Below are 24816 nucleotides of genomic sequence, written 5' to 3'. Positions count from 1 at the left end.
ATGAGCGCGGACGTGACCGGACCGGCGCGGGGTTCCTCCCCCGCGTCGGTCCGGACCCGTGCCCTGACCAAGCGCTTCCGCCACCAGACCGCGGTGGACGCGATCGACCTCGAGGTGCCCGCCGGGGCGGTGTACGGCTTCCTCGGGCCGAACGGGTCCGGCAAGACCACGACCATCCGGATGCTGCTCGGGCTGATCGGCGCCACGTCGGGCGAGATCGAGGTGCTTGGCGAGCCGATGCCGGGCGGTGCCTCCCGCACCCTGCGCCGCGTGGGTGCGCTGGTCGAGGGCCCGGCCTTCCACCCGTACCTCTCCGGCCGCGCCAACCTCGCGCGCCTCGACGCCGCGGACCCGCACAGCGACGCCCGGACCGCGCCCGCGCGCATCGACGCCGCGCTGGACCGCGTGGGCCTGCTGCCCGCGGCGACGAAGCGCTTCCGCGCGTACTCCCTCGGCATGCGCCAGCGGCTGGCCATCGCGAACGCGCTGCTCGTGCCGCGCGACCTGCTCGTGCTCGACGAGCCGACCAACGGCCTCGACCCGCAGGGCACCCGCGAGGTGCGTCACCTCGTCGAGGAGCTGGCGGCCGACGGCACCACCGTCCTCGTCTCCAGCCACCTGCTGAGCGAGGTCGACCAGATGTGCACCCACATCGGCGTGATGTTCGAGGGCAGGCTGGTCACACAGGGCACCATCGAGGCGATGCACGACCAGGCTCGCAGCGTCGACCAGGCCGTGCGCGTCGAGACCGACCGCGTCGACGACGCCGCGACCGCCCTGCGCGGCCTCGGCCTCACCGACGTGCGGCCCTCGGGCGGCCACGTGTCCGCGCGGCTCGGCGAGGTCGAGGTGGCCAAGATCGTCCCCGCGCTCGTCGACGCGTACGTCCCCGTGCTCGGCTTCACCGTCGTCCGGCCCTCGCTGGAGGACGTCTTCGTGTCCCTGACCGGGGAGGGCTTCGATGTCAGCGGCTAGCACGACGGGCGGGACCGACCTGCTCGTGGGCGGTCGGCCCGACCGTGACGTCCCCCGCACGGGCCGGGCGCTGCCGCTGCGGTTCCTGCGCTCGGAGCTGTCGATCATCTTCGGCCGGCGCCGCAACGTAGCGCTGCTCGCCGTGCTGGCGGCGATCCCGGTGCTGCTCGCCGTCGCGATCAAGCTGTCCTCGGACGGCGACCAGGGCGGCGGGGGGCCCGGCTTCTTCGAGGCGATCACCAGCAACGGTCTGTTCGTCGCCTTCGCCGCGCTGGCCGCGGAGCTGCCCCTCTTCCTCCCGCTCGCCGTCGCGGCCGCGTCCGGCGACGCGATCGCCGGCGAGGCCAACCAGGGGACGCTGCGCTACCTGCTCACCATCCCGGCGGGACGTACGCGGCTGCTGCTGACCAAGTACGCGGCCGTCGTGATCTTCGGGCTCGTCGCCACCGCCCTCGTCGCGCTGGCCGGCGTCGTCGCGGGCCTCGCGCTCTTCGGCGGCGGGGACGTGGTCCTGCTGTCGGGGACGACGACGAGCCTGCTCGACGGGGTCGGTCGGCTGGCGCTGAGCGTGCTCTACCTGAGCGCGTGCTTCGCCGCGCTGGGCGCGATCGGGATGTTCGTCTCGACGCTGACCGAGCAGCCGATCGCGGCGATCGTCGCGACCATCGGCGTGAACGTGCTGATGTTCATCCTCGACCAGATCCCGCAGATCTCCTGGCTGCACCCGTTCCTGCTCGTCGACCACTGGGCCGCCTTCGGCGACCTGCTGCGCGACCCCATGGCCACCGACGCCATCGGGCAGGGCCTGCTCGTCGCGCTCGCGTACGCCGCCGTGTTCATGACGGCGGCCTGGGCGCGGTTCGGCAGCAAAGACATCACCAGCTAGGTCCGGAGGCCCCGCCCGGGCAGCCGTCATGCTGGCCGGGTGGGTGCAACGCGGACGCGGGTCGGGCGGGTCGTCAGGAGGCCGGGGGTCCTCGGCTACCTCGGGGCCCTGGTGGTCCTGGGTGGTGGCGCTGCCCTGGGCACCCGGGCGGGCGCCGGGGTGGGCCTCCTGGCCGCGGTGGCCCTCGGCGGCCTCGTCCTCGCCTTCGTCGCCCTGCTGCTGCCGCGCCTCTCCGGCTCCGCGATGGCCCTCGTGGGGATCGGTGGCCTGATCCTGCTCGCCAACGCCGGGGACGGCCGAGGCGTCTTCGTCTGGCCCGGCGCGGTCGGCCTCGGAGCGACGCTGGCGACCGAGGTGCTCTGGCGCCGCCAGGAGGCCCGCCGCCCGCCGGGTGCGGACACCGCGCGGCTCCGGACCTTCCACGACGAGGCAGGCGAGCTCGTCGAACGGGCCGACCCTCCCGCCGCGGAGACTGGGCGCCTGGTCGAGCGGCTGGACGGCCGGTCAAGGACCGGGGTCAGCGTCCTGCGTCCACCGGCCCGCCTGGACGTCGGCGGGGACGCCCGCGGCCCCCTCCTCGTGGCCCTCTGCGAGGACACGACGGTGAAGCGCCCCGTCTGGTCGGTCGTCGCCTCCGAGGCGGCCCACCCGCCCGACGCCGAGGTGTCCGTCCGGGTCGCCGGGATCGACGCCTTTCTGCCGACGCGCTCGACCACGACGCTCGGCCCCGCCCTCGCCGCCCTGGAGGCGTTCCTGCTGACCGGCCGTCCGGCGGAGGGCGTCCCGTGGCGCGCCGACACCGAGGCCGAGGACCTCCGCGCCGTCTTCGACAACCTCGGTTGAAGCGAGAGACGAGTCGGTGCGGAGCGCTCCCCAGCGGGAACGCGAGGGACGACGTCCGGTGGGCACGAGCCGGAGGGGTCCGGGCCCGGTTCGGCGAACCTAAGATGCTTGAGTCCTGACCACCCCGACGACCGCACCAAGGCAGCGCGGCGAGGGGCAGGTTCGCCGGACCGGGCCCGGACTCCTCCGGCGATCCCGACCACCGACCCGGAAGACCGAACCTTGCCCACCGACACGAGAGCGCGCGTGCACCGCGAGGTGACGTCGTTCGTGCGCCGCTCCGCGCGCATGCGCGAGTCCCTGCGGCGGACGTACGACGCCCAGCTCGGCGGGCTCGTCGTGGACGTGCCGCAGGGCGAGCTCCGGACCTCGGTCGCGGCCGACGCTACCCCGCTCGACCTGCCCGCGCTGTTCGGTCGGGAGGCCCCCGTCGTGGTCGAGATCGGCTGCGGGCCCGGCGACTCCCTGGTGCCGATGGCCGCGGCTCGGCCCGAGGTCGACGTGCTCGCCTTCGAGGTCTACGAACCCGCGGTCGCGGCCCTCGTCGCCCGGCTCGTCCGCGAGGACGTCGGCAACGTCCGGGTGGCGCCGGTCGACGCGGTCGCCGGCCTCGACCGGCTGCTGGGCGAGGGTTCGCTCAGCGAGGTCTGGACCTTCTTCCCCGACCCGTGGCCCAAGGCCAAGCACCACAAGCGCCGGCTCGTCGACCGGGCCTTCGCCGACCTCGTCGCCTCGCGGCTCACTCCGGGCGGGCGGTGGCGCCTGGCGACGGACTGGGACGGCTACGCCGAGCAGATGCGCGAGGTGCTCGCCGCGCAGCCCCTCCTCGTCGCCGAGCCCGAGGACCGCGGCGACCGCCCGGTCACCCGCTTCGAGCGCCGTGGCCTCGCCGAGGGCCGCGCGATCACCGACCTGGTGTTCCGCCGTGCCTGAGCCGCACGAGGACGACGCGGGGGCGACTGAGCGCTGGCGCCTCGACGTCGCGTACGACGGGGCCGGGTTCGCAGGCTGGGCCACCCAGCCGGGGCTGCGCACCGTCGCCGGCGAGCTCGAGCGCTGGACCGGGACCGTGCTGCGCCTCGACCCCGCGCCGACCCTGGTCTGCGCCGGCCGCACCGACGCCGGCGTGCACGCGCGCGGCCAGGTCGTCCACGTCGACGTGCCCGCCGACCTCGGCTCCACGCCGGAGGAGCTCGCCCGCCGCCTGGCGCGGGTCCTGCCGCCCGACCTGGTGGTCCGCTCGGCTCACGTCGCGCCGGAGGGCTTCGACGCGCGGTTCGCCGCGGTGTGGCGGCGCTACGTCTACCGGCTCGCCGACGAGCGGACCGTGCGCGACCCGCTGCTGCGCGGCTTCGTGCAGGACGTACCCGGCACCCTCGACCTCGACCGGCTGTCCCCCGCGCTGCCCGCCCTGCTCGGGCTGCACGACTTCGCCGCCTTCTGCAAGCGCCGCGAGGGCGCGACGACCATCCGTACGCTGCTGGACCTCGGGCTCGAACGGGTCGGGTCGGGACCGCTGGAGGGCGTGGTGGAGGTGACGGTGCGGGCGGACGCGTTCTGCCACTCGATGGTGCGCTCGCTGGTCGGCGCCCTCGTGGCCGTCATGGACGGCCGCCGCGACACCGGCTGGCTCGTCGGGCTGCTCGACGCACCCGCGCGGGTCTCGTCGGTGCCGGTGCTGCCGGCGCGCGGGCTGACGCTGGAGGAGGTCGGCTACCCCGCCGACAGCGAGCTCGCGGCCCGGGCCACCGAGGCGCGCTCCGTGCGGGTGCTCGCGTGACGACGCACTACTTCTCCGAGACCCCGACCGGCCCGGAGCACCGCAAGCAGGTCGAGGTGGAGGTGTGGGGGCGGCCCTTCACCCTGACCACGGCGAACGGCGTCTTCGCCGGCGACGGGCTCGACCGTGGCACCGAGGTGCTGCTGCGCGAGTCGGCGCCGCCCACGGGCAACCCGACCGTGCTCGACCTCGGGTGCGGCTACGGCCCGGTCGCGCTGGGCATCGCGCTGGCCTGCCCGGACGCGCGGGTCGACGCCGTCGACGTCAACGAGCGGGCCCTCGCGCTGTGCCGTGACAACGCGGTCGCGCTGGGCGTGCGCAAGCGGGTCCGGGCCCTGCGCCCCGAGCAGGTCGAGCCCGGCCGGACGTACGACGAGATCTGGTCCAACCCGCCGATCCGCATCGGCAAGGAGGCGCTGCACGCGCTGCTGCTGACGTGGCTGCCGCGGCTCGCGCCGGGCGGCACGGCGCGGCTCGTGGTGTCAAAGAACCTCGGCGCCGACACGCTGCAGCGCTGGCTCGTCGAGCAGGGGTACGGCTGCACGCGCGCCGCGAGCAGCAAGGGGTTCCGGGTGCTCGTCGTGACGCCTCGCGTCGCCGCCTGAGCCGGGCCGACCCCCACCACCGCGGCCCACCACCCCTTCGTAAGGTGGTGGGCATGGCGTACACACTCCCTGATCTCCCGTACGACTACAGCGCTCTCGAGCCGCACATCTCGGGCGAGATCATGCAGCTTCACCACGACAAGCACCACGCGACCTACGTCGCCGGCATCAACACGGTCATCGACCAGCTGGCGGAGGCCCGTGACAAGAACGCCTTCGGCCCCATCAACGGCCTGGAGAAGACGCTCGCCTTCCACCTCGGTGGACACATCAACCACTCGGTCTTCTGGCCGAACATGTCCCCGGACGGCGGCGACAAGCCGACCGGCGAGCTGGCCGCGGCCATCGACGAGTTCTTCGGGAGCTTCGACGGCTTCCGGGCGCAGTTCGAGGCCAACGCCAACGCGATCCAGGGCTCCGGCTGGTCGATGCTGGTCTGGGACGCGCTCGGCCAGCGGCTGAACGTCGTCCAGCTCTACGACCAGCAGGGCAACCTGCCGCTCGCGCAGATCCCCGTGCTGCTCCTCGACATGTGGGAGCACGCGTTCTACCTGCAGTACCGCAACGTGAAGGCCGACTACGCCAAGGCGTGGTGGAACGTCGTCAACTGGGCCGACGCCCAGGAGCGCTTCCTCAAGGCGAAGGCGCAGACGCCCGGCCTCATCTGACCTGAGTCCGAAGAACGGGGATGGTTCGACACCGTGGAGGTGTCGAATCATCCCCGTTCTGCTTCTCCCCTGTGGATGAGGGGGTGAGCGGGGCCGGACGCGCAGCAGGATCTTGGGGTGACCGGGTCGGCCGAGGTGCTGCGCGCCCTCAAGCCGCTGGCCAACCTGCAGGCCGGCGTCGTGACGCGCGAGCAGGCGCAGGCGCACGGGGTCTCGCCGAGGGTCGTCTCACGACTCATCGACGAGGGCCTGTGGCGTCGCTTGGAGCGCGGCGTCTTCCTCACGGCCGACGTGGAGCCCTCCTTCGTGGCGCGGGTGTGGGCGGGAACGCTGCTGGGCGGTGACGTCGCCCGCGCCGCAGACCTCGCCGCCGCCCGGCTCCACGGCTTGGCCGACGAGGATCCCCCTCGGATCACCGTCCTGGTGCCCCACGGCCGGCGGCCCGCCGCGCGAAGCGGCTACGAGTTCGTCCGGGAGCGACCGGGAGTCCGTGGGCGGTCCGTGGGGGCTCCGCCGCGGACGACCGTCGAGGACACCGTGCTCGACCTGTCAGCCACGGCTCGGCCGGAGGACGTCGTCGGCTGGGTCACCCTGGCCGTGGAGCGGCGCAGGACGACGTCGCGCCGTCTCCTCAGGGCACTCGAGGGTCGAGGTCGACATCCTCGCCGCGATCTTCTGGAGGGGCTTCTCGCCGACGTCGCCGTGGGCGTCCGCTCCCCGCTCGAGATGACCTACCTCCGCGACGTCGAGCGCGCGCACGGGCTGGACGCGCTGGTCAGCCGTCAGGTCCCCTCGCGCCTGCACAAGGCGGTCCGCGACGTCTGCTACGTCGAGTTCGGGGTCGTGGTCGAGCTGGACGGGCGGCTCGGGCACACCGAGCTCGGGCGGTTCCGCGACATGGACCGCGACAACGACGCCAGCCTCGACGGCTTGCTCACCCTTCGTTTCGGGGCCACGGACCTCCACGGGAGGCCGTGCGCAGTGGCCGCGAAGGTCGCGCTGGCACTCAGGCAGCGCGGGTGGAGCGGGCTTCCGACCCGGTGCCACCGCTGCCGTTCTCTCCCCGCTACCCACTGGGGATGATCGCGCACCTGACAGGTGTCGAATCATCCCCGTTCCCGTCAGGGAGCGAGGCGCGTGCGTCTCCAGGCGTCCTCGACGCGGTCGTAGCGCAGGCGGTCGTGCATGCGGCTCGGCTGGCCCTGCCAGAACTCGATCATCGAGGGCACCACCCGGAACCCGCCCCAGTGCGGCGGGCACGGGACCTCGACGCCATCGAAGCGCCGCTCGACCCGCGCGTACGCCGCCTCGAGCTCCTCAACCCCGCTCACCTCGCTCGACTGCGCCGAGGCCCAGGCCCCGAGCTGCGAGCCGCGCGGGCGCGTGGCGAAGTACGCCTCCGACTCCTCGCGCGGTACCCGCCGGACGAGCCCCTCGACCCGGACCTGGCGCTGCAGCGGGTACCAGCCGAAGTGCAGCGCCACGTACGGGTTGACGACGAGGTCGTGGCCCTTGGCCGAGTCGTAGTTGCTGAAGAACACGAACGTGCCGTCCTCGACGGCCTTGAGCAGCACCGTGCGCGAGCTCGGCCGGTCCCCCAGCGAGGTGGCGACGACCATCGCCGTCGGCTCGGGGAGCCGGCCCTGCGCCTTGGCCTCGAACGCATCGGCGAGCCAGGCGTCGAAGAGGGCGTACGGCTCGGTCGGCGCCGACTCCTCCCGCAGGGTCCCGGAGTCGTAGTCCATCCGTTCTGAGGCGAGGTCGGGCACGTTCCCATCCTGGCAGGAACGCGGGACGTCCGGACCGCTCGGTCGGCCGGGTGGGAGGATGAGCGACCGTGACGGACCTCCGGATCCCCGCCGACCTGCTGCCCGCCGACGGCCGCTTCGGCTGCGGTCCCGCCAAGATCAGGCCGGAGGCGGTCGCCGCCCTGGCCGACGAGGGTGCCCGGCTGCTCGGCACCTCGCACCGCCAGAAGCCGGTCAAGAGCCTGGTCGGCGACGTCCGCGCCGGCCTCGCAGAGCTCTTCGCCCTGCCCGACGGCTACGAGGTCGTGCTCGGCAACGGCGGCTCCACCACCTTCTGGGACGTCGCCGTCAGCTCGCTGGTCGAGCGCCGCAGCGCCCACGCGAGCTTCGGGGAGTTCTCGGCCAAGTTCGCCGCCGCGGCCGCCGCCGCGCCGCACCTCGAGGCGCCGGAGGTCGTGACCGCGCCGGTCGGTTCCGTCGCCGTGCCGAGCGCCGTGCCCGGCGTCGACACCTACGCCTGGGCGCACAACGAGACCTCGACCGGCGCCCTCGCGCCCGTGCGCCGCGTGCCGGGCGCCGACGAGGGCGCCCTCGTCGTCGTCGACGGGACCTCGGCCGCGGGCGGTGTGGAGCTCGACGTCAGCCAGACCGACGTCTACTACTTCGCGCCGCAGAAGGGGTTCGGCTCCGAGGGAGGGCTGTGGTTCGCGCTGCTGTCCCCCGCCGCGGTCGAGCGCGTGGGGCGCATCGCCGCGAGCGGCCGCTGGGTCCCCGAGAGCCTCAGCCTGGCGGTGGCGCTCACGAACTCACGGCTCGACCAGACCCTGAACACCCCGGCCATCGCCACGCTGTTCCTGATGCGCGAGCAGGTGCGCTGGCTCCTCGACCGCGGCGGACTGCCCGCCGCGGCCGCCCGCACCGCGGACTCCGCGCGCCGGATCTACGGCTGGGCCGCCGAGAGCCCGTACGCCGTCCCGTTCGTCGCCGACCCGGCGCACCGCTCGCCGGTGGTCGCCACGATCGACTTCGAGGGCGTGGACGCTCCTCGGCTGGCCGCGGCGCTGCGCGCCAACGGCGTGGTCGACACCGAGCCCTACCGCAAGCTCGGCCGCAACCAGCTGCGCGTCGGCATGTTCCCGAACGTCGACCCCGACGACGTCAGCGCGCTCTGCGCCTGCGTCGACTGGCTGGTGGCGCACCTCGAGGGCTGAGCACGAACCGGGCTCAGCCCGGTCGGCGCACCACCGCGACGACGACGCCGGCGACCACGGCCACGACGCCGGCGAGGCCGACCGCGAGGTAGGTCCCGCGCTGCCGGGCCACGGGGACCGCGGCGGTGTCCTCGGGGTCCTCGTCGGACCCGGGGTCGGACGAGGCCGACGGGCTCGGCGACGCGGCCGCGCCGGGGACGGCCATGGAGACGACCTTGGTGTTCTTGCCCTCGCCCCCGACGAGCAGCGACCTGCCGTCGAGCGACAGGGTGAGGGCCTCGGCCTGCGCGACGTCGGTGATGTCCTCCGACGCCACGACCTGCCCCGACGTCCCGTTGACGACCAGGAGCTTGCCGTAGGTGAGGTAGGCGATCTCCTTGCCGCCGGGCAGGATCACGCCGTCGGTGAGCGTGGCGGGGACGTCCTTGATCCGCGTGAGCTTGTTGACGCCGTCGCGGCTCGGCTTCTCCGGCGCGCGGTAGAGCCCGCCCTGCGCCTCCTTGGTCGCGACGTAGAGGACGCCGGCCGGGGTGACGAGCAGCGTCTCCGCGTCGTGCGCCCCGTCGGGGTAGCGGAAGTCGTACGCCCGATAGGTCCGGACCTGGTTGTCCGGCTTGGGGTCGTCGAAGTAGTAGACGCGGATCGTCTTGCGCTTCTCGTCGTTGTCGCCGATGTCACCGACGTAGAGCCGGTCCTTGCGCCAGGCGACCGCCTCGGCGTCGACAGGGAAGGCGTTGAACCGCAGCGTCCCCTTGACCTTGCCGGAGGAGTCGACGCCGTAGACGACACCGGGCGCGCCCGAGTCGTTGACGGTCCAGTAGACCTTGTTCGTCGTGTCGCGGGCCATGCCGGAGTTCTCGGTGATCCGGCTGTCCTTGATCGTGAACGCGACCTTGCCCGCCGCCCCCGCGGTGACCGGGAACACCACGGCCAGGCCCAGCGCGACCGCTGCCGCGGCCGTCCCTCGCAGCGCCGCGCGCCTTCGCATCCCGTGCTCCCGCTCTGAGGTCTGGGCCGCACCTGATCATGCGACCAGGCGGCAGCGTACGTCCGACCAGTGTCCGGCGACGAGTCGTGCTCGCCCCGCACGCCACGCGCGGGGACCCGGGAAAGACCCTGGTCAGCCGTAGGTGCGCAGCAGCGCGGCCACCAGGACGAGGACGAGGAGCCCGACGAGCACGCCGGAGACGATCGTGCGGCGCGTCCGGGGGTTCACGAGGGGAAGGATAGGAGCGGCCCGGTCACCCTCCCCCTACCGTGGACGCCGTGGGCGAGCTGCGCGCGTACGTCGTGCCCGTCGCGACGCTGCGGTACCTCCTGACCGGCACCGAGCGGCGCGAGCGGGTCCTCGGACTGGTGCGCCGCGTGCTGCCGCCCGCCTCGGCGCCGGCCCCGCTCGGCCCGCTCTTCGCCCGCGTGCCCGGCACCCGTCCCGTGCCCCACGACGAACCGACACCGGCCGACCTGGACCGGCTCCTCGGGGGTGAGCCGGTCCCGGCCGGTCGGCTGCCGGCGACCTGGCGGCTCGTGGAGGCGGTGGCGGCCGGGCTCGCGACGGCGGCAGCCCGGGTGCCCTCCGCACGGCCGACGGACCTCCGGCCCCTGGGGCTGCCGCTGCCCGTCACCGACGCCGTGACGGCCGGCACCTGGACCTCGGCCCGGACGTCGGACGTGCCCGGGCTGGCCGCGATCGCCGAGCAGGCCGTCCCGGACGGGCTGGTCGTGTTCTGGACGGCCGACGAGGGCCGCGGCCCGACGGGGTGAGCCGCCGGGCCGCTGCCCGCGACCTCAGCGGTCGGCGACGACCTGCACGACCGACGGCCGCGGTCCGCGCCACTCCCCGCGCCGCGGACGCTCGCCCGCGCTGACGTAGTCGGGGAAGAACGAGTTCTGCTCCGCCCAGGTGCCGTCCTCGCCGGGGTGCTGCACCGCGACGAAGACCGAGCCGTCCTGGTCGTGGATCACCGGCCCGCAGGTCTCGGCCTCGACCGGCACCGCGAGGAACTGCACCAGGTGGCCGCGCTCACGCCCGGCGAGCGGCACCCGGAAGAGGCCGTCGTTCTTGGCGATCGAGCCGGGCTGGCCGTCGGTGGAGATCCAGAGGTTGTCCCGGCTGTCGAAGGCGATGTTGTCGGGGCACGAGATCGGGGCGACCGGACCCTCCCAGCCGGCGAAGTAGGTGCCCGCCTGGCCCTCGTCGCCGCACACCATGAAGAGGTCCCACTCGAAGGTCTCGGCGTCGCCGCGCCCGCCGGCCTCGGTGAGCTCGATGATGTGGCCGTTCTTGTTGGCCGCACGCGGGTTGGCCGCGTCGGGGCCCGGCTTGCCCGCCTTGACGCCGCGGTCGGTGTTGTTGGTGCAGACGACGTAGACCTTGCCGGTCTTCAGGCTCGGCTCGACGTCCTCGCAGCGGTCCATCGGGGTCGCACCGACCTTGTCGGCGGCGAGCCGGGTGAGGACGAGCACCTCCTCCACGCTCATGCCCTCGACCTGCGAGCGGCCGTCGCGCACCAGCGGCAGCCACCGCCCGGTGCCGAGGTTGGCGTTGTCGGGGCGCTGCTCGCCGGTGAACCTCGCGACGTACAGGTCGCCCTCGCTCAGCAGGCCGAGGTTGTGACGGCGCGCGGCGGCCGACTTCCCGGACCGGAACTTCTTGCTGGCCACGAACTTGTAGAGGTAGTCGAAGCGCTCGTCGTCGCCCATGTACGCGACCACGGTGCCCTCGTCGTCCACGCGGACGTTGGCGCCCTCGTGCTTGAAGCGGCCCATCGCCGTGTGCTTGCGCGGCGTGGAGCGTGGGTCGGTCGGATCGATCTCGACGATCCAGCCGAAGCGGTGCGGCTCGTTGGCGTAGCCGGCCTTGGTGGCGTCGAAGCGGTCGTCGACCTGCTCCCAGCCGTACGAGCTCGGCTTGTCCGTGAGGCCGTAGCGGGCGCTGCCCGGTGCGGCCGGGTCGGCCACGAAGTAGCCGTTGAAGTTCTCCTCGCCCGACAGCACCGTGCCCCACGGGGTCGTCCCGCCCGAGCAGTTGCCTAAGGTGCCGTGGACGCGGGTGCCGGTCGGGTCGGCGGCGGTCTGCACCAGGGCGGAGCCGGCGGCGGGCCCGTCCAGGAGGAAGGGGGTCGTGGCGGTGATGCGGCGGTTGAGCCGGGCGCCCTGGACGTAGCGCCACGGCCGCCGGGTCCCGCGGCGCTCGAGCTCGACCACGCTGAAGCCGTGGGCGGCCATGAGCGCGCGCAGCACGTCGGCCTCGGCCTCGGGGGTCGTGGTGGGCGGGAACATGATCTGCCGGTTGGTGTACTCGTGGTTGCAGCACAGCAGGGCCTTGCGGCCGCGACGGTCGGTCACGATGACGTCGGTGTAGTCGTTGTTGTAGCCGAACTGCCGCTCGGCCGCGTCCGCGTCGGGCTGGGTCGGGTCGAAGCGCGGCGAGTCGTGGAACAGCGGGTCGCCCCAGCGGATGATCGGGTGCCAGGAGAAGCCCCGCGGGACCGTCATCGCGTCGACGTCGTCGGAGACGGCCGCGATGGGCGTGAAGGAGAAGCCGCCGCGGACGGCGCGCTCGCCCGGGGCCGGGCGGCCCTCGACGGCGGCGGCCTCGGGCAGCCCGAGGAGCTGCGGACCGGCGACGGCGGCCGCCGCGACGGCACCGCCGACGAGCACGGCGCGCCGGCTCACGAGGGCCTGGCTCGCCACGGCGGCGAAGGTCGGTTCGGTGCTGAGGTTGGGCACGGGACGCGCGCAGGCGCTGTCGCACTTGAGCGCGCAGGTGACGGCGCTCCGGTTGCCGTGGGTCCGGCCGAGCATGGGCAGCAGGTCGGGCATTGGTCCTCCGAGGTCGTGGGGGGCGTACGCGGGAGGGTTCAGGGCGAGGGTGAACCGTCACCTCCAGGCGGGTGAACCACCGGTGAACTCGGGCCCGGCCCGCGCCCGGAGCGGGGGCCGAACTGTCAGTGCCGGGCCCTAGTGTCGAGGACGTGGTGAGAACGACGGACGAGGTGAGGGCGTGGCCGTGGGTGGCCGTCGCGCTGGTCTTCGTCGTGCTCTCGCCGGTCGCCTCGATGCTCACCCGCGACTCCACCGGACGCACCGTCGTCGGCTGGGCGGTCGTCCAGGCGCTGGCCACCGCGGCGGCCTTCCTCATCCCGCAGCTGCGCCAGATCCGCTCGGAGCAGCGGCAGTCCAAGGCCGAGGAGCGCGAGTTCGACACCCGCGTGGAGGTCAAGCTCGCCCTCAACGACGCCCTCGAGCCGATCGTCCGGCTCCTCGGCGAGGTGGCGCAGGAGCCCAAGCGGGGCCCGCGCGACCAGCTCCGGGCCCAGGCGGTGCCGCTGGTGCTCACCACGGCCGCGCAGCTGACGGGCGAGGACCGCGTACGTGCGTGCTGGTTCGCGCTCGAGCCGGGCCCGCCGCAGCGCCTCGAGCCGCAGGAGTCGCTCGGACGGGCCGGGCCCGTCACCACGGTCTTCACGGCGGGCACCCCGGAGGGCGACGCGGCCCTCGCGCTGGTGACGTCCAACGTGCCGCTGCGCCTCGACGACCTCGCCGAGGCCGACCAGGGGCTGTGGCGCCTGGACGAGGCGATGGGCTACCAGAGCCTGCTCGTGGTCCCCGTGACCGTGGCCAACGTGGCCTTCGGGGTCATCACCCTCGACGCGCTCGAGCCGGGGGCGTTCGACGACGACGACATGGCCCTGCTCTGGCTGATGGCCGGGCTGCTCGGCACGGCGTTGAGCATCCGGTGACCGGCCCTCCGGGGAGGGCCGGTCCCCTCCTGGTGCAGCACCTGGCGCGACGAGCCGCCGGGTGCTGGTCGGCGTTGGACACAGGTGCGAGAATGGAGGCGACCGAGGAGGTGACGCACGTGGCGATGACGATCGACGGTGACCACCACGACCGGCGGATCGAGGCGATCCTGACCGACCCCAAGGGGTACTTCGAGCGCGCCCGACGCCGCGCGGAGGCCAAGGTGCGCCGCGAGATGGAGCAGGAGCGCAGCTCCAAGCCCGACACGCGTACGGCCTGACCCACCCGGGCTGCCGCCAGGCTCCCCCGCCCGGACCCACCCGTTCTTCCACCCGTCCCTCGACGAGGCGCTCGCCTCGTGCTCGCGGGACGGGTTCGTGCTGTCCGGGCCGCATCGCCGCGAGCGTCGAAGACCGGGCGCCCGTCCCGCCTGGACGACGAGCGGATCACGACACGCCTTCCCGTCGTGATCCGAGAGGAGGAAGGCGGGACGTCAGGGGCGCCCGCCGCGAGCGGCCGGTGTCACAGCACCCCGGTGTGCTGCAGCAGCACCCGCGTGCCGATGAGGATCAGGATCACGCCGCCGGCGATCTCGGCCGGCCCGCCGAACCTGCGCCCGACGCGACGCCCCAGCAGCACCCCGACGAAGCTGAGCACCGCGGTGCACACCCCGATCAGCAGCACGGCCCAGCCGACGGCGACGTCCAGGAACGCGAACGAGATGCCGACGGCCAGCGCGTCGATGCTCGTCGCGACGGCCAGCACGAGCAGCTCGCGGACGGGCAGCGCGTCGCTGTCCTCGTCGGTGTCCTCGCCCCCGCGGACGGCCTCCCAGATCATCTTGAGGCCGATGAGCAGCAGCAGGCCGAAGGCGATCCAGTGGTCGACGCCGGTGATGTAGCGGGCGAACTGGCTCGCCAGCACCCAGCCGACCAGGGGCATCAGCGCCTGGAACCCGCCGAAGGTCAGCGCGATCGCGACGGCGTGCCGCAGGTCGAAGCGCGACATGTGCAGGCCCTTGCCGAGGGCCACGGCGAAGGCGTCCGCGGACACCCCGAGGGCGATGGCCAGCAGGCCGAGGAACGACATCAGGAGGTCCCCCGGCTCACGCCGGCGAGACCACCAGCACGAGGTCACCGCCCTCGACCTGCTGGATGGCGCTGAGCGCGAGGCGCTCGACCCGTCCGGCCACCGGCGAGGTGATCGCGGCCTCCATCTTCATGGCCTCGATCGTGGCCACCGTGCCGCCGGCCTCGACCTCGTCGCCCTCGGCGACCGTCACGGTGACCACGCCGGCGAACGGCGCCGCCACGTGACCCGGCCGCGTGGTGTCGGCCTTCTCCGCGGTCTTGACGTCGACCTTGACCGACTTGTCCCGCACGCGGATCGGGCGCAGCTGGCCGTTGATGGTGCACATGACGGTCCGCATGCCGCGCTCGTCGGGGTCGCCGATCGCCTGCAGCCCGAGGATCAGGCTCACGCCGCGGCCGATGCGCGCCGTGTGCTCCTCACCCGGCTGCAGCCCGTAGAGGTAGTCGAGGGTGTCGAGCCGGCTGACGTTGCCGTACGTCTCCCGGTAGGAGGTGTACTCGCGCGTGGGCGCCGGGAAGAGCAGCCGGTTGAGCGTGGCCTGCCGCGTCGCGCCGGGCACGTCGAGCGCCGCGGAGTCCTCGTCGGCCAGCTCGGTCTCGCGCAGCGGCACCGCGCGACCGGCGAGCGCCTTCGTCCGGAACGGCTCGGGCCAGCCGCCGGGCGGGTCACCCAGCTCGCCGCCGAGGAAGCCGATCACGGAGTCGGGGATGTCGTACGCCTGCGGGTTGTCCTCGAACTCCGCCGGGTCGGCCCCGACGGCCACGAGGTGCAGGGCCAGGTCGCCGACGACCTTGGAGCTCGGCGTGACCTTGGTCGGCCGCCCGAGGATCCGGTTGGCCGCGGTGTACATGGCCTCGATCTGCTCGAACTTCTCCCCCAGGCCGAGCGCGACGGCCTGCTGGCGCAGGTTGGAGAGCTGCCCACCGGGGATCTCGTGGTCGTAGACGCGCCCGGTCGGGCTGTCGAGCCCGGACTCGAAGGGCGCGTAGACGCGGCGCACGGCCTCCCAGTACGGCTCGAGGTCCATGACGGCACGCAGGTCGAGGTTCGTCGCACGCTCGGTGTTCTCCAGCGCGGCGACGAGCGCGGACGCGGGCACCTGCGACGTCGTGCCCGCCATCGGCGCGCTGGCCACGTCGACGGCGTCGACGCCCGCGTCCACGGCGGCCATCAGCGTCGCGAGCTGGCCGCCCGCGGTGTCGTGGGTGTGCAGGTGGACCGGCAGGTCGAAGCGCTCGCGCAGCGCGGTGACCAGGGTCTTCGCGGCCGGCGGGCGCAGCAGCCCGGCCATGTCCTTGATCGCCAGGATGTGCGCGCCGGCCTCGACGGCCTGCTCGGCGAGGCCGAGGTAGTAGTCGAGGGTGTAGAGCGTCTCGCGCGGGTTCGTCAGGTCGGCGGTGTAGCAGAGCGCGACCTCCGCGACCGTCGTCCCGGTCTCGCGCACGGCCTCGATCGCCGGGCGCATCTGCTCGATGTCGTTGAGGGCGTCGAAGATGCGGAAGATGTCGATGCCGGTGGCCGCGGCCTCGGCCACGAACGAGGTCGTGACCTTGGTCGGGTAGGGCGTGTAGCCGACCGTGTTCCGCCCGCGCAGCAGCATCTGCAGGGCGACGCCGGGCATGTTGTAGCGCAGCGCGGCGAGCCGCTCCCACGGGTCCTCGGCCAGGAAGCGGAGCGCGACGTCGTACGTCGCCCCTCCCCAGCACTCGACGCTGAACAGCTCCGGCGTCATCCGCCCGACGTACGGCGCGATGCGCAGCAGGTCCTTGGTCCGGACGCGGGTGGCGAGCAGCGACTGGTGCGCGTCACGGAACGTCGTGTCCGTGACCTCGGTGCGCGTCCGGGAGCGCAGGTCGGCGGCGAAGCCCTCCGGCCCCAGCTCCAGGAGCCGCTGGCGCGAGCCCTGCGGCGAGGGCTTGCTCAGGTCGACCCCGGTCGGGCGCTTGACCCCCGGGTCGAGGTGCGTCGGCGCAGCACCCCAGGGCTTGTTGACCGTGACCTCGGCCAGCCAGCGCAGCAGCTTCGTGCCGCGGTCGGCCGGCGTGTGGGTCGTCAGGAGCTCGGGTCGCTCCTCGATGAACGCGGTCGAGATGTCGCCCGCGTTGAACTCGGGGTCCTCGAGCACGGCCTGGAGGAACGGGATGTTCGTCGCCACGCCGCGGATCCGGAACTCGGCCAGCGCACGCCGCGCCCGGGCCACGGCCAGCTCGTAGTTCCGCCCGCGGCAGATGAGCTTGACCAGCATCGAGTCGAAGTGGGCGCTGATCTCGACGCCGACGTCGACGGTGCCGCCGTCGAGGCGGACCCCGGCGCCACCGGCGCTGCGGTAGGCGGTGATGGTGCCGGTGTCCGGGCGGAACCCGTTCGCCGGGTCCTCGGTCGTGATACGGCACTGCAGGGCCGCGCCGTTGATGCGGACGGTGTCCTGCGACAGCCCGAGGTCGGCCAGCGACTCGCCGCTGGCGATGCGCATCTGCGACTGGACGAGGTCGACATCGGTGATCTCCTCGGTCACCGTGTGCTCGACCTGGATGCGCGGGTTCATCTCGATGAACACGTGCTCCCCGGCCCGCTCGCCCTCGGTCTCGACGAGGAACTCGACGGTGCCGGCGCAGGAGTAGCCGATGGAGGTCGCGAACTTCACGGCGTCGGCGCACAGGGCCTCGCGGAGCGCCGGGTCGAGGTGCGGCGCCGGCGCGATCTCGATGACCTTCTGGTGGCGCCGCTGCAGCGAGCAGTCGCGCTCGAACAGGTGCATGATGTGGCCGGAGCCGTCGGCGAGGATCTGGACCTCGATGTGGCGGGGCCGGCCCACGGCCTGCTCGATGAACGCGGTCGGGTCGCCGAAGGCCCCCTCCGCCTCGCGCATCGCGGCCTCGACCGACTCGCGCAGCCGGGCCGGGTCGTCGACGCGCCGCATGCCGCGGCCGCCGCCTCCGGCCACGGCCTTGACGAAGACCGGGAAGCCGATCTCCTGAGCCCCCGCGACCAGCTCGTCGACGTCGGCCGACGGCGGCGTGGAGCGCAGCGTCGGGACGCCGGCGGCCTTGGCCGCGGCGAGGGCGCGGACCTTGTTGCCGGCCAGCTCGAGCACGTCGGCGGGCGGGCCGATGAAGGTGATGCCGTTCGCCTCGCAGGCCCGCGCGAGGTCCGGGTTCTCCGACAGGAACCCGTAGCCGGGGTAGATCGCGTCCGCACCGGACTCCTGCGCGGCGCGGATGATCTCGTCGATGTCGAGGTAGGCCCGCACCGGGTGCCCGCGCTCGCCGATCTCGTACGCCTCGTCGGCCTTGATGCGGTGGACGGCGTTGCGGTCCTCGTGCGGGTACACCGCGACCGTCTGGGCACCGAGCTCGTACGCGGCCCGGAACGCGCGGACTGCGATCTCACCCCGGTTGGCGACGAGCACCTTGCTGAACATGGCCGCAACTTACCGGGCCTTCTGTTACCGGTCCGCTACGTCGTTCGCTGCGTGGTCGTGCACGCGGCTCTGCGCGACGCCCGGGAGAGGTGCTCCGCACGAGGCCGCTCACAACCATCCGCCCGGCCGCCGTCCCGTCGAGCGGTCAGCTTGGGCCGGCTGCGGCCGGGCTCCCGCCAGACCCATCCACGTTCGGGGCCTCGTGCGGAGCACCTCTCCCTACGTCGGCAGCGCGCTGGACGACGGCACGTCCGCGAGCGCGAAGCGGGCGGTCACCGAGGCGGACACGGTCTGGGGCTGCGGCTCCAGGTCGAGCTCGGGGGGCTCGCCGCCGGCGGCGGCCAGGGCGAGCACGCGGGGCATCGCCCCACCGAACCCTCCGTCGGTGTCGGAGAGCTCGAGGAGGTCGCCGAGGGTGGCGCCCAGGGCGTCGGCGTAGTCGCGGGCGCGGGCGATCGCGGCCGCCACGGCGGCGCGGCGGGCGTCGCGCTCGAGCGGGGAGCCCGGGCGCAGCGACCACCAGGACCCGTCGACCTGCGCACCCGGCAGACCGGTGAGGGCGACGACGAGGTCGGACAGGCCGCTGAAGTCGGCGAGGGTGAGACGGGTGGAGTAGCGGCCGGAGTAGCCGGTGATCCTCACGCCGGAGCGCCGGTCGAAGACGGGCGTCACCGAGAGCGGGTCCGTGCGCACCGAGTCGTAGACCAGGTCGGGCAGGGCGGCGTCGACGCGCTTCGACGTCTCCGCGAGCGCACGGGTGACGTCAGCCGCCGTACGCCCCGAGGTGTGGAGGACGGCCGCGACGGTCGCCAGCTCCGGCGGCCCCTCGACCTGACCCTCGCCCCGGACGGTGACGGTCGGCTTCTTGCTCATGACCGGACCCTAGCGAGCACGCGCTCGACCCCCGCCGACGAGCGCGCCGCTGCCTGGACGACCGGACCGCGACGACGCCCCGCGCACCACTCGAGGGATCACGGCGAGCTGGCGGCGTCGCGGGGAGGGAGGAAGGCAGCGGATCGGAGCGCTCGGAGCGCCGGAGCGGAGCGGAGGCAGATCACAGGGCGTGGACCTCGAGGTTCGGGCGCGGCTGCAGGTGCGGGGTGATGCGCAGGTGCTCGCGGTGCATCACGAACGCGACCGTGGCGATCACGCCGAGGGCGGTGAGGCCGCCACCGCCGATCAGCGTCCAGCGCGGGCCGAGGACCTCGCCGACCCACCCGAGCAGCGGCGCGCCGATCGGGGTGCCGCCCATCAGCACCATCATGTAGAGCGCCATCACCCGACCACGCAGGTGCGGGGCCGCCCCGAGCTGGACCGAGGCGTTCGCGGCGGTCAGCGTGGAGAGGGCGACGAGGCCGAGCAGCGGGAGGATCGCGGCGTACGTGGCGTACGTCGGCATCAGCCCGGCCACGATCTCGACCGCGGCGAAGGCGAGCGCCATCACCACCACGAACCGTCCCCGCGGCCGCACGCGGCGCTTCGCGGCGAGCAGCGCGCCGGTCAGCGAACCCACCGCCATGAACGTGCCGAGGATCCCGTACTCGGCCGCGCCCTTGTGGAACTCCTGCTGGGCCATCAGCGCGGACGTCATCTGGAAGTTCATGCCGAAGGTGCCGACGAAGAACGCGACGCAGAGGATCAGCAGCAGGTCGGTGCGGTGCCAGACGTACGACATGCCCTCGCGGATCTGGTGCTTGGCCCGCGGCGGGCGCTCGGCGCGGTTGAGCAGCCGGGCGTTCATCAGCGTGAGCGCGAGGATCATCGCGCCGTAGGTGACGGCGTTGGACAGGATCGCCCAGCCGGAGCCGAAGGCGGCGATGACCAGGCCGGCGATGGCCGGGCCGATGATGCGGCCGACGTTGAAGTTCGCGGAGTTGAGCCCGATCGCGTTGGCGATGTGCGCCTTACCCGCGACCTCGGAGACGAAGGCCTGCCGGGCCGGGTTGTCGAAGGCGGTGCCGAGGCCGAAGGCGAGCGCGACCACGAAGACGTGCCAGGTCTGCGCGACACCGGTGACGGCGAGCACGCCGAGGACGGCGGCGCAGACGGCCAGCCAGCCCTGCGTGACGCGCAGGATGCGGCGCTTGTCGAAGCGGTCGGCGACCAGGCCGCCGTACGGCGACAGGAGCAGCATCGGCAGGAACTGCAGCCCGGTCGTCACGCCGACCGCGAGCGCCGAGCCGTGCGACAGCTCGAGCACGAGCCAGTCCTGGGCGACGCGCTGCATCCACGTGCCGATGTTGGAGACGAAGGCGCCGGCGAAGTAGATGCGGTAGTTCGGCTCGGCCAGCGCGGCGAACATGCGGTTGGCTCTCGCAGCCTCGGCCGGGTCGTGGGCCTCGCGCACGGGCGTCTCGGGCAGGGGGGTCTCGGGCAGGGGGGTCTCGGGGTCCGCCTTCACGGGGGCGCTCACTTGTCGGTGATCCTCTCGAAGATGCCCACCGCGCGGCGGAGCACCTCCTTGTCCTCGGGGTCGAGCTCGGCGATGCGCTGGGCGAGCCACTCGCTGCGCCGGCGACGGTTGGCCAGCAGCAGCTCGCGCCCCGCGGGCGTCAGGGAGACGCGCGACTGGCGGCGGTCGTTCGGGTCGGGGGCGCGGACGACGAGCCCGCGCTCCTCCAGCGCGTTCACGGTCCGCGTCATCGACGGGGCCGCGACCTTCTCGGCCGCGGCGAGCGCGCCGATCGGCTGGTCGTCGTTGCGGGCGAGCACGCCCATCGCCGACAGCTGGGTCGGCGTCAGCTCGACGGCGTCGGCGCGCACCTGGCGCAGCCGGCGGGCGAGCTGCATGACCGCCGGACGCAGCGCGTCCGACAGCCCGGCCACGCTCCGCAGGTCGCTGCGGACGCTCCGGGCGATCGTCGGGGTACTCATGCAAGCCACCGTACTCTTTAGCACTGTTAAATACAATGGCTAAGGGTCTCGGGTGTCGTGCGTTGCGACGCGCGCTCCACCGGCCGATGCACCCCGCACCGCCGCCGGGTGTCGCCGGCGAGATGGACCGCAGCGCCGCCCGGGCTCCGTACGATGTGCGCGCCGGGATCCCGGCGTCGAGCGGGGAGGACCCGGGCATGGGGCGGACGGACGCGTACGGAGCGGCGCAGGTCACCCGCCGCACGCTGGTGGTCGGCGCGCTCGCCGCCACCCTCGCGGCGTGCTCCGACGACCCGGCACCGGCACCCGCCCCGGCCGGCCCCGCGACGACCACCGCGCCGTCGCCGACCCCGTCGCCCACGCCGACCGTCCCGGTCGACACGCGCCCGCGCTGGCCGCTGACCGGCGAGCTGCTCAAGGACCGCAAGGACGCCCGCCACGCGGCCGTCGCGGTGAAGGTGCCCGACAACCGCCAGGAGCACCCGCAGCGCGGGATCAACGACGCCGACGTCGTCTTCGTCCAGCTCGAGGGCTACCTCGACGCCGACGGCTACAGCTCCACCCGGCTCGTCCCCGTGTTCCACTCCACGATGCCCGAGACGGTGGAGCCGGTCCGCTCCATCCGGCCCGTCGACGTGCCGCTGCTCAGCCCCATGGACGCCATCATCGGCAACACCGGCGCGGCGAAGTGGACGATCAAGTACGTCGAGAAGCACGACGAGCACCTCGAGGCGATGCTGTCCTACCTCGCCACCCGGGGCACCGGCTCCTACGGCACCGACCAGTCGCGGGTGTACACCTACCAGGGCCAGACCTACTACGACCGCGCGACGACCTGCCACCCGAAGGTGCTGGCGAAGCAGACCAAGCGGTTCCGCGACGGTCCGCCGCAGCTCTACTTCCCGATCGCCTCGAGCAAGGGCGAGGTGAGCACCGTCAAGGGCAAGAAGGGCCGCACGCTCGGGGTCCCCTACAAGGGCAACGGCTACCTGATGGGCTACACCTACGACAAGAAGACGGGGCGCTACCTGCGCAGCATGCCGTGGGGGCCGCACGTCCTGGCCGACGGGCAGCGCGTCTGGACGGACAACGTGCTCGTGATCAAGGCGCACCAGCACTTCGAGCACCACGAGCCCTTCCACGACATCATCGACGCGAAGGGGACGTTCCTCTACTTCCACGGCGGCCGGCACGTGACGGGGACCTGGCGCAAGGCCGGGATCGCCAAGCCCTTCACCTTCACGCTGACCAACGGCCAGCCGTTGAAGATGGCCGCCGGGCGGACGTTCGTCGAGCTGCCGGACACGAAGGCCAAGCTGCGCGTCGGCTGACCCCGCCCTGGTCTGGGCCCGCCGTCCGCGGGTAGTCCCCGGGCATGCACCCAGCGCACCGGGCACGCCCATGACCGGCTCGGCCACCGAGTCGCGGATGCTCGCGATCTACCTGCGCGACCACGCGGCCGCCGCACGGGGCGGGGCCGACCTGTTCCAGCGCATGCGCCGGTCCCAGGGCCGACGGCCGTGGGGTCGGGAGCTCGAGAGCCTCGACGCGGAGGTGCTGGAGGACCTGCGCTCGCTGCGGCGCCTCATGCACGACTGGGACGTCGCGCCCGACCCGTGGACGACGCTCGCGGTCCGGCTGGGCGAGCGGGTCGGGCGGCTGAAGCCGAACGGCCGCATCCTGCGCCGCTCCCCGCTGTCCGACCTGCTCGAGGTCGAGGCCGGCCTCGACGCCGTGCACGCGAAGGCCGCCGGGTGGGAGGCGCTGCGCGCCGCCCGCACGCCCCCTACCGAGGTCGACCTCGACGACCTGGCCCGCCGGGCGGCCGACCAGGTCGTCCGCCTCACCCGGGTGCACGCGAGCGTCGCGGCGGCCACGCTCTGACCGGGCGCTGCTCGCGGGCTAGATGTCCTCGAGGCCGGCGATGACCTTCTCGAGCAGCGAGGCCATCGTCTCGATCTCGTCGTCGGTGAGCCCGCCAAGCACGTCCTGCTCCAGCGTGTCCGACTGCCGGATCACCTCGACGAAGAGCGCGTAGCCCGCGTCGCTCAGACGGATCAGCACGCGCGTGCGGTTGTCCGGGTCCTGCTCGCGGGTGATGAGTCCGCGCTCGACGAGGCGGTCGAGGCGGTGCGTCATCGACGACGGCGCGATGTTCGTCGCGGCGGCGAGCTGCGAGGGCGTCAGCGGCGCGTGGCCGGGGCTCCGCGCGAGCTCGCTGATCACCAGGTACTCGTTGGTGGAGATGTCGAGGTCGACCAGCTGCCGGTCGTACCACTGGTTGAGCCGACGCGACAGCCGGTGCACCGCGGTCGTCACGCGCTGGACCGACTCGTCGGCGCCGGCCTCGACGAAGGTCGCCACCGCCTGGCGCAGCTCGGCGGCGTCGCTCTGCGGTCTCAGGACCGCCTCGGTCGCCTCGTTCGTCATGGGCACAGTCTGTCCGATCCGGCTCGACGTGGACGCGGGGTGTGCTCCCCGCGCACGAGGTGGCGCGTACGAGGAGGCGCGTACGAGGAGGAAGGCGCGAGCGTCGGGCGCGCGACGCAGCAGCCCTAGTCGAACAGCGAGCCGGACTGCTCCCAGTCGATGGTCTCCCAGACCGGGGAGGGCAGCTCCTCGGAGTGGTCCTCCTCGACGACGCCGGAGTGCGCGCCGCAGCCGTGGTCGACGCTGACGACCTGGCCGTCGGAGGCGGAGAACGCGTTGGTGCAGGCGCCGAACAGCACGCCCAGGCCACCCTGCAGCCGGGTGAAGAAGCCGCACGTCTCGCACACGCCGGGCGCCTGGCGCGTCAGGTTGTTGTCGGGCCCGGGCGGGCCGGCGAGCCAGCGCTGCGTCGCCTCGTCGCGTCCCGTGCGGGTGAGCACGCGCTCGCGGCCGAGGCCGAGCTCGGCCACGACGACCCGCGCGGCCGAGGCCTCGGCGGGGTCCGTGTCGGCCGCGTGCTCGCCGCCGGTGTAGCCGGGCTCGAGGCGGGCGTCGTCGGCCGGGGCGGCGTGGAGCAGCCCGGCGGTCACGTCGCCGGGGCCGACGCGCTCGGCCCAGGGGATCCACCGCGGCGCCAGCAGCGAACCGTCACCCGGCAGCAGGACGACCTCGTCGACCGTGACGACCTTGGCGCGCGAGGCGCGGACGACGGTCACCGACCAGTGCCAGCCCGCGTAGCCCGGGTGCGTGCAGGCGAAGACGTGGGTGAGGACGCGCTCGGCCTCGGGCACCGCGGCGAGGTGCTCGCCGACGCCCACGACGCCGGCGGTCTCCTCGGCCGCGGCGCGGGCGAGGTCCACCGCGTCGAGGCAGGCCTGGTCGGCCTTGGGCGCGCGCGGCGTACGGGTCGCGGTCTGGGCGGTCGGCACTAGAGCTCCAGCTCGTCGGCGACGGCCCGCAGCACGGAGGCGAGCTTCTGCGAGGTGCGGGCGTCGGGGTAGCGGCCGCGGCGATAGCCGTTGCCCACGCCGTCGAGGGTCTTGATCAGGTCCTCGACGATCATGGTCATCTGCTCCGTGGGCTTGCGCTGGGCCTTGGACAGCGACGGCGGCGCCTCGAGGACGCGCAGCGAGAGCGCCTGCTCCCCGCGGCGGCCCTCGACGATGCCGAACTCGACCTTCTGCCCGGCCTTGAGGCTGGTGACGCCGGCGGGCAGCGCGTTGGAGCGCACGTAGACGTCGCCGCCGTCGTCCTTGGTCAGGAAGCCGAAGCCCTTGTCGGCGTCGTAGAAACGGACCTTGCCAGTCGGCACGCCGGACCTCGCTTGCTCGTGTTCTGTCGGCCAGAACGGTGTCGGGATGATCAGGGTTCGCGGGCGCCCGGCCCGCGGGTGGTGCATGGCTCGTCGTCGTCCGGTGCCGGACCGTGCACGTCGGCTGCTGCGACCGGCCGCGCAGGTCCTCGAGGACGCCACGGGCAGCGCAGCGGCGCGTGCAGGTCGCCGCACCGGGCAACCCGTCAAGACTAGCCGGAACGC

At 73.5% G+C, this 24816-nt stretch carries 25 protein-coding genes; 14 read left to right on the top strand and 11 right to left on the bottom strand.

Going from position 1 to position 24816, the window contains the following annotated elements; all coding sequences use genetic code 11:
* The 8 genes from BLU42_RS00730 to BLU42_RS00695 all read left to right on the top strand — a co-directional run bounded on the left by BLU42_RS00730 (position 1) and on the right by BLU42_RS00695 (position 6840).
* Complete coding sequence (locus tag BLU42_RS00730) at positions 1-975, top strand: ABC transporter ATP-binding protein (protein WP_091072328.1); 975 nt, start codon at positions 1-3, stop codon at positions 973-975.
* Complete coding sequence (locus BLU42_RS00725; protein ID WP_091072325.1) at positions 962-1861, top strand: ABC transporter permease; 900 nt, start codon at positions 962-964, stop codon at positions 1859-1861. The genes BLU42_RS00730 and BLU42_RS00725 overlap by 14 nt, the downstream gene beginning before the upstream one ends.
* Positions 1862-1900: 39 nt before the next feature.
* Positions 1901-2704 carry a hypothetical protein gene (locus BLU42_RS00720; protein ID WP_157719706.1) on the top strand — a complete coding sequence of 268 codons (804 nt, stop codon included), beginning with the start codon at positions 1901-1903 and terminating at the stop codon, positions 2702-2704.
* 246 nt (positions 2705-2950) lie between these two features.
* The gene (gene trmB / locus BLU42_RS00715; RefSeq protein WP_231918373.1) at positions 2951-3637 is read left to right on the top strand and encodes a tRNA (guanosine(46)-N7)-methyltransferase TrmB; all 687 of its coding nucleotides are present in this window, start codon (positions 2951-2953) and stop codon (positions 3635-3637) included.
* The gene (gene truA, locus BLU42_RS00710) at positions 3630-4484 is read left to right on the top strand and encodes a tRNA pseudouridine(38-40) synthase TruA (protein ID WP_091072317.1); all 855 of its coding nucleotides are present in this window, start codon (positions 3630-3632) and stop codon (positions 4482-4484) included. The genes trmB and truA overlap by 8 nt, the downstream gene beginning before the upstream one ends.
* Positions 4481-5089 (top strand): class I SAM-dependent methyltransferase, encoded by a 609-nt coding sequence (locus tag BLU42_RS00705; RefSeq protein ID WP_091072313.1) that lies wholly within the window; start codon positions 4481-4483, stop codon positions 5087-5089. Before truA ends, BLU42_RS00705 begins: the two co-directional genes overlap by 4 nt.
* A gap of 53 nt (positions 5090-5142) precedes the next feature.
* Positions 5143-5757 (top strand): superoxide dismutase, encoded by a 615-nt coding sequence (locus BLU42_RS00700; protein WP_091072310.1) that lies wholly within the window; start codon positions 5143-5145, stop codon positions 5755-5757.
* Between the two features lie 117 nt (positions 5758-5874).
* A complete protein-coding gene (locus BLU42_RS00695; RefSeq protein WP_091072307.1) occupies positions 5875-6840 on the top strand; it encodes a type IV toxin-antitoxin system AbiEi family antitoxin domain-containing protein in 966 nt (321 codons plus the stop codon).
* 38 nt (positions 6841-6878) lie between these two features.
* Here the strand turns inward: BLU42_RS00695 and pdxH are convergent, their stop codons facing one another.
* Entirely contained in the window at positions 6879-7526 is a 648-nt protein-coding gene (gene pdxH, locus BLU42_RS00690) for a pyridoxamine 5'-phosphate oxidase (protein ID WP_231918372.1), read from the bottom strand.
* A 68-nt stretch (positions 7527-7594) separates the two neighbouring features.
* On the opposite strand from pdxH, the gene serC reads away from it, so the two are divergent.
* Positions 7595-8716 (top strand): phosphoserine transaminase, encoded by a 1122-nt coding sequence (gene serC / locus BLU42_RS00685; RefSeq protein WP_091072302.1) that lies wholly within the window; start codon positions 7595-7597, stop codon positions 8714-8716.
* Positions 8717-8729: 13 nt separating this feature from the next.
* On the opposite strand, the gene BLU42_RS00680 is transcribed toward serC, so the two are convergent.
* Positions 8730-9704 (bottom strand): hypothetical protein, encoded by a 975-nt coding sequence (locus tag BLU42_RS00680; RefSeq protein WP_091072299.1) that lies wholly within the window; start codon positions 9702-9704, stop codon positions 8730-8732.
* 278 nt (positions 9705-9982) lie between these two features.
* On the opposite strand from BLU42_RS00680, the gene BLU42_RS00675 reads away from it, so the two are divergent.
* Positions 9983-10480: a hypothetical protein gene (locus BLU42_RS00675; protein ID WP_157719705.1), complete on the top strand. Its 498-nt coding sequence runs from the start codon at positions 9983-9985 to the stop codon at positions 10478-10480.
* A gap of 24 nt (positions 10481-10504) precedes the next feature.
* Here the strand turns inward: BLU42_RS00675 and BLU42_RS00670 are convergent, their stop codons facing one another.
* Positions 10505-12541, bottom strand: coding sequence for a PhoX family protein (locus BLU42_RS00670; RefSeq protein ID WP_091072292.1), 2037 nt, complete (start codon positions 12539-12541; stop codon positions 10505-10507).
* 152 nt (positions 12542-12693) lie between these two features.
* Between BLU42_RS00670 and BLU42_RS00665 the strand changes: the two genes are divergently transcribed.
* Complete coding sequence (locus tag BLU42_RS00665; protein WP_157719704.1) at positions 12694-13461, top strand: GAF domain-containing protein; 768 nt, start codon at positions 12694-12696, stop codon at positions 13459-13461.
* A gap of 92 nt (positions 13462-13553) precedes the next feature.
* Positions 13554-13742, top strand: coding sequence for a hypothetical protein (locus tag BLU42_RS00660; protein WP_091072285.1), 189 nt, complete (start codon positions 13554-13556; stop codon positions 13740-13742).
* Positions 13743-13984: 242 nt separating this feature from the next.
* Here BLU42_RS00660 and BLU42_RS00655 read toward each other — a convergent pair whose 3' ends face one another.
* The 5 genes from BLU42_RS00655 to BLU42_RS00635 all read right to left on the bottom strand — a co-directional run bounded on the left by BLU42_RS00655 (position 13985) and on the right by BLU42_RS00635 (position 20849).
* Positions 13985-14551 (bottom strand): manganese efflux pump MntP, encoded by a 567-nt coding sequence (locus tag BLU42_RS00655; protein WP_091072281.1) that lies wholly within the window; start codon positions 14549-14551, stop codon positions 13985-13987.
* 16 nt (positions 14552-14567) lie between these two features.
* Positions 14568-17975, bottom strand: a complete 3408-nt coding sequence (locus BLU42_RS00650; RefSeq protein ID WP_091072277.1) for a pyruvate carboxylase — start codon at positions 17973-17975, stop codon at positions 14568-14570.
* Between the two features lie 219 nt (positions 17976-18194).
* Positions 18195-18848, bottom strand: coding sequence for an SIMPL domain-containing protein (locus tag BLU42_RS00645; protein ID WP_091072274.1), 654 nt, complete (start codon positions 18846-18848; stop codon positions 18195-18197).
* A 181-nt stretch (positions 18849-19029) separates the two neighbouring features.
* Positions 19030-20388: an MFS transporter gene (locus tag BLU42_RS00640; RefSeq protein WP_231918371.1), complete on the bottom strand. Its 1359-nt coding sequence runs from the start codon at positions 20386-20388 to the stop codon at positions 19030-19032.
* A complete protein-coding gene (locus tag BLU42_RS00635; RefSeq protein ID WP_091072271.1) occupies positions 20385-20849 on the bottom strand; it encodes a MarR family winged helix-turn-helix transcriptional regulator in 465 nt (154 codons plus the stop codon). The genes BLU42_RS00640 and BLU42_RS00635 overlap by 4 nt, the downstream gene beginning before the upstream one ends.
* A gap of 197 nt (positions 20850-21046) precedes the next feature.
* Here BLU42_RS00635 and BLU42_RS00630 point away from each other — a divergent pair, with 197 nt between their 5' ends.
* Together BLU42_RS00630 and BLU42_RS00625 are read left to right on the top strand one after the other, a co-directional pair.
* Positions 21047-22180 carry a DUF3048 domain-containing protein gene (locus tag BLU42_RS00630; RefSeq protein WP_157719703.1) on the top strand — a complete coding sequence of 378 codons (1134 nt, stop codon included), beginning with the start codon at positions 21047-21049 and terminating at the stop codon, positions 22178-22180.
* A 70-nt stretch (positions 22181-22250) separates the two neighbouring features.
* Positions 22251-22733, top strand: coding sequence for a hypothetical protein (locus tag BLU42_RS00625; protein ID WP_091072266.1), 483 nt, complete (start codon positions 22251-22253; stop codon positions 22731-22733).
* A gap of 18 nt (positions 22734-22751) precedes the next feature.
* Here the strand turns inward: BLU42_RS00625 and BLU42_RS00620 are convergent, their stop codons facing one another.
* From BLU42_RS00620 to BLU42_RS00610, 3 genes are all read right to left on the bottom strand, one after another.
* Positions 22752-23279 carry a MarR family winged helix-turn-helix transcriptional regulator gene (locus BLU42_RS00620; RefSeq protein WP_091072264.1) on the bottom strand — a complete coding sequence of 176 codons (528 nt, stop codon included), beginning with the start codon at positions 23277-23279 and terminating at the stop codon, positions 22752-22754.
* Between the two features lie 125 nt (positions 23280-23404).
* Positions 23405-24208, bottom strand: a complete 804-nt coding sequence (locus BLU42_RS00615) for a DUF3027 domain-containing protein (protein ID WP_091072261.1) — start codon at positions 24206-24208, stop codon at positions 23405-23407.
* Positions 24208-24591: a cold-shock protein gene (locus tag BLU42_RS00610; protein ID WP_091072259.1), complete on the bottom strand. Its 384-nt coding sequence runs from the start codon at positions 24589-24591 to the stop codon at positions 24208-24210. Before BLU42_RS00610 ends, BLU42_RS00615 begins: the two co-directional genes overlap by 1 nt.
* Between the last annotated feature and the right edge of the window lie 225 nt (positions 24592-24816).

This window comes from Microlunatus sagamiharensis, from assembly GCF_900105785.1.
Classification (GTDB): Bacteria; Actinomycetota; Actinomycetes; order Propionibacteriales; family Propionibacteriaceae; genus Microlunatus; species Microlunatus sagamiharensis.
The sequence above is the reverse complement of the archived record's forward strand: the minus strand, read 5'-3'. Positions and strand labels throughout refer to the sequence as shown.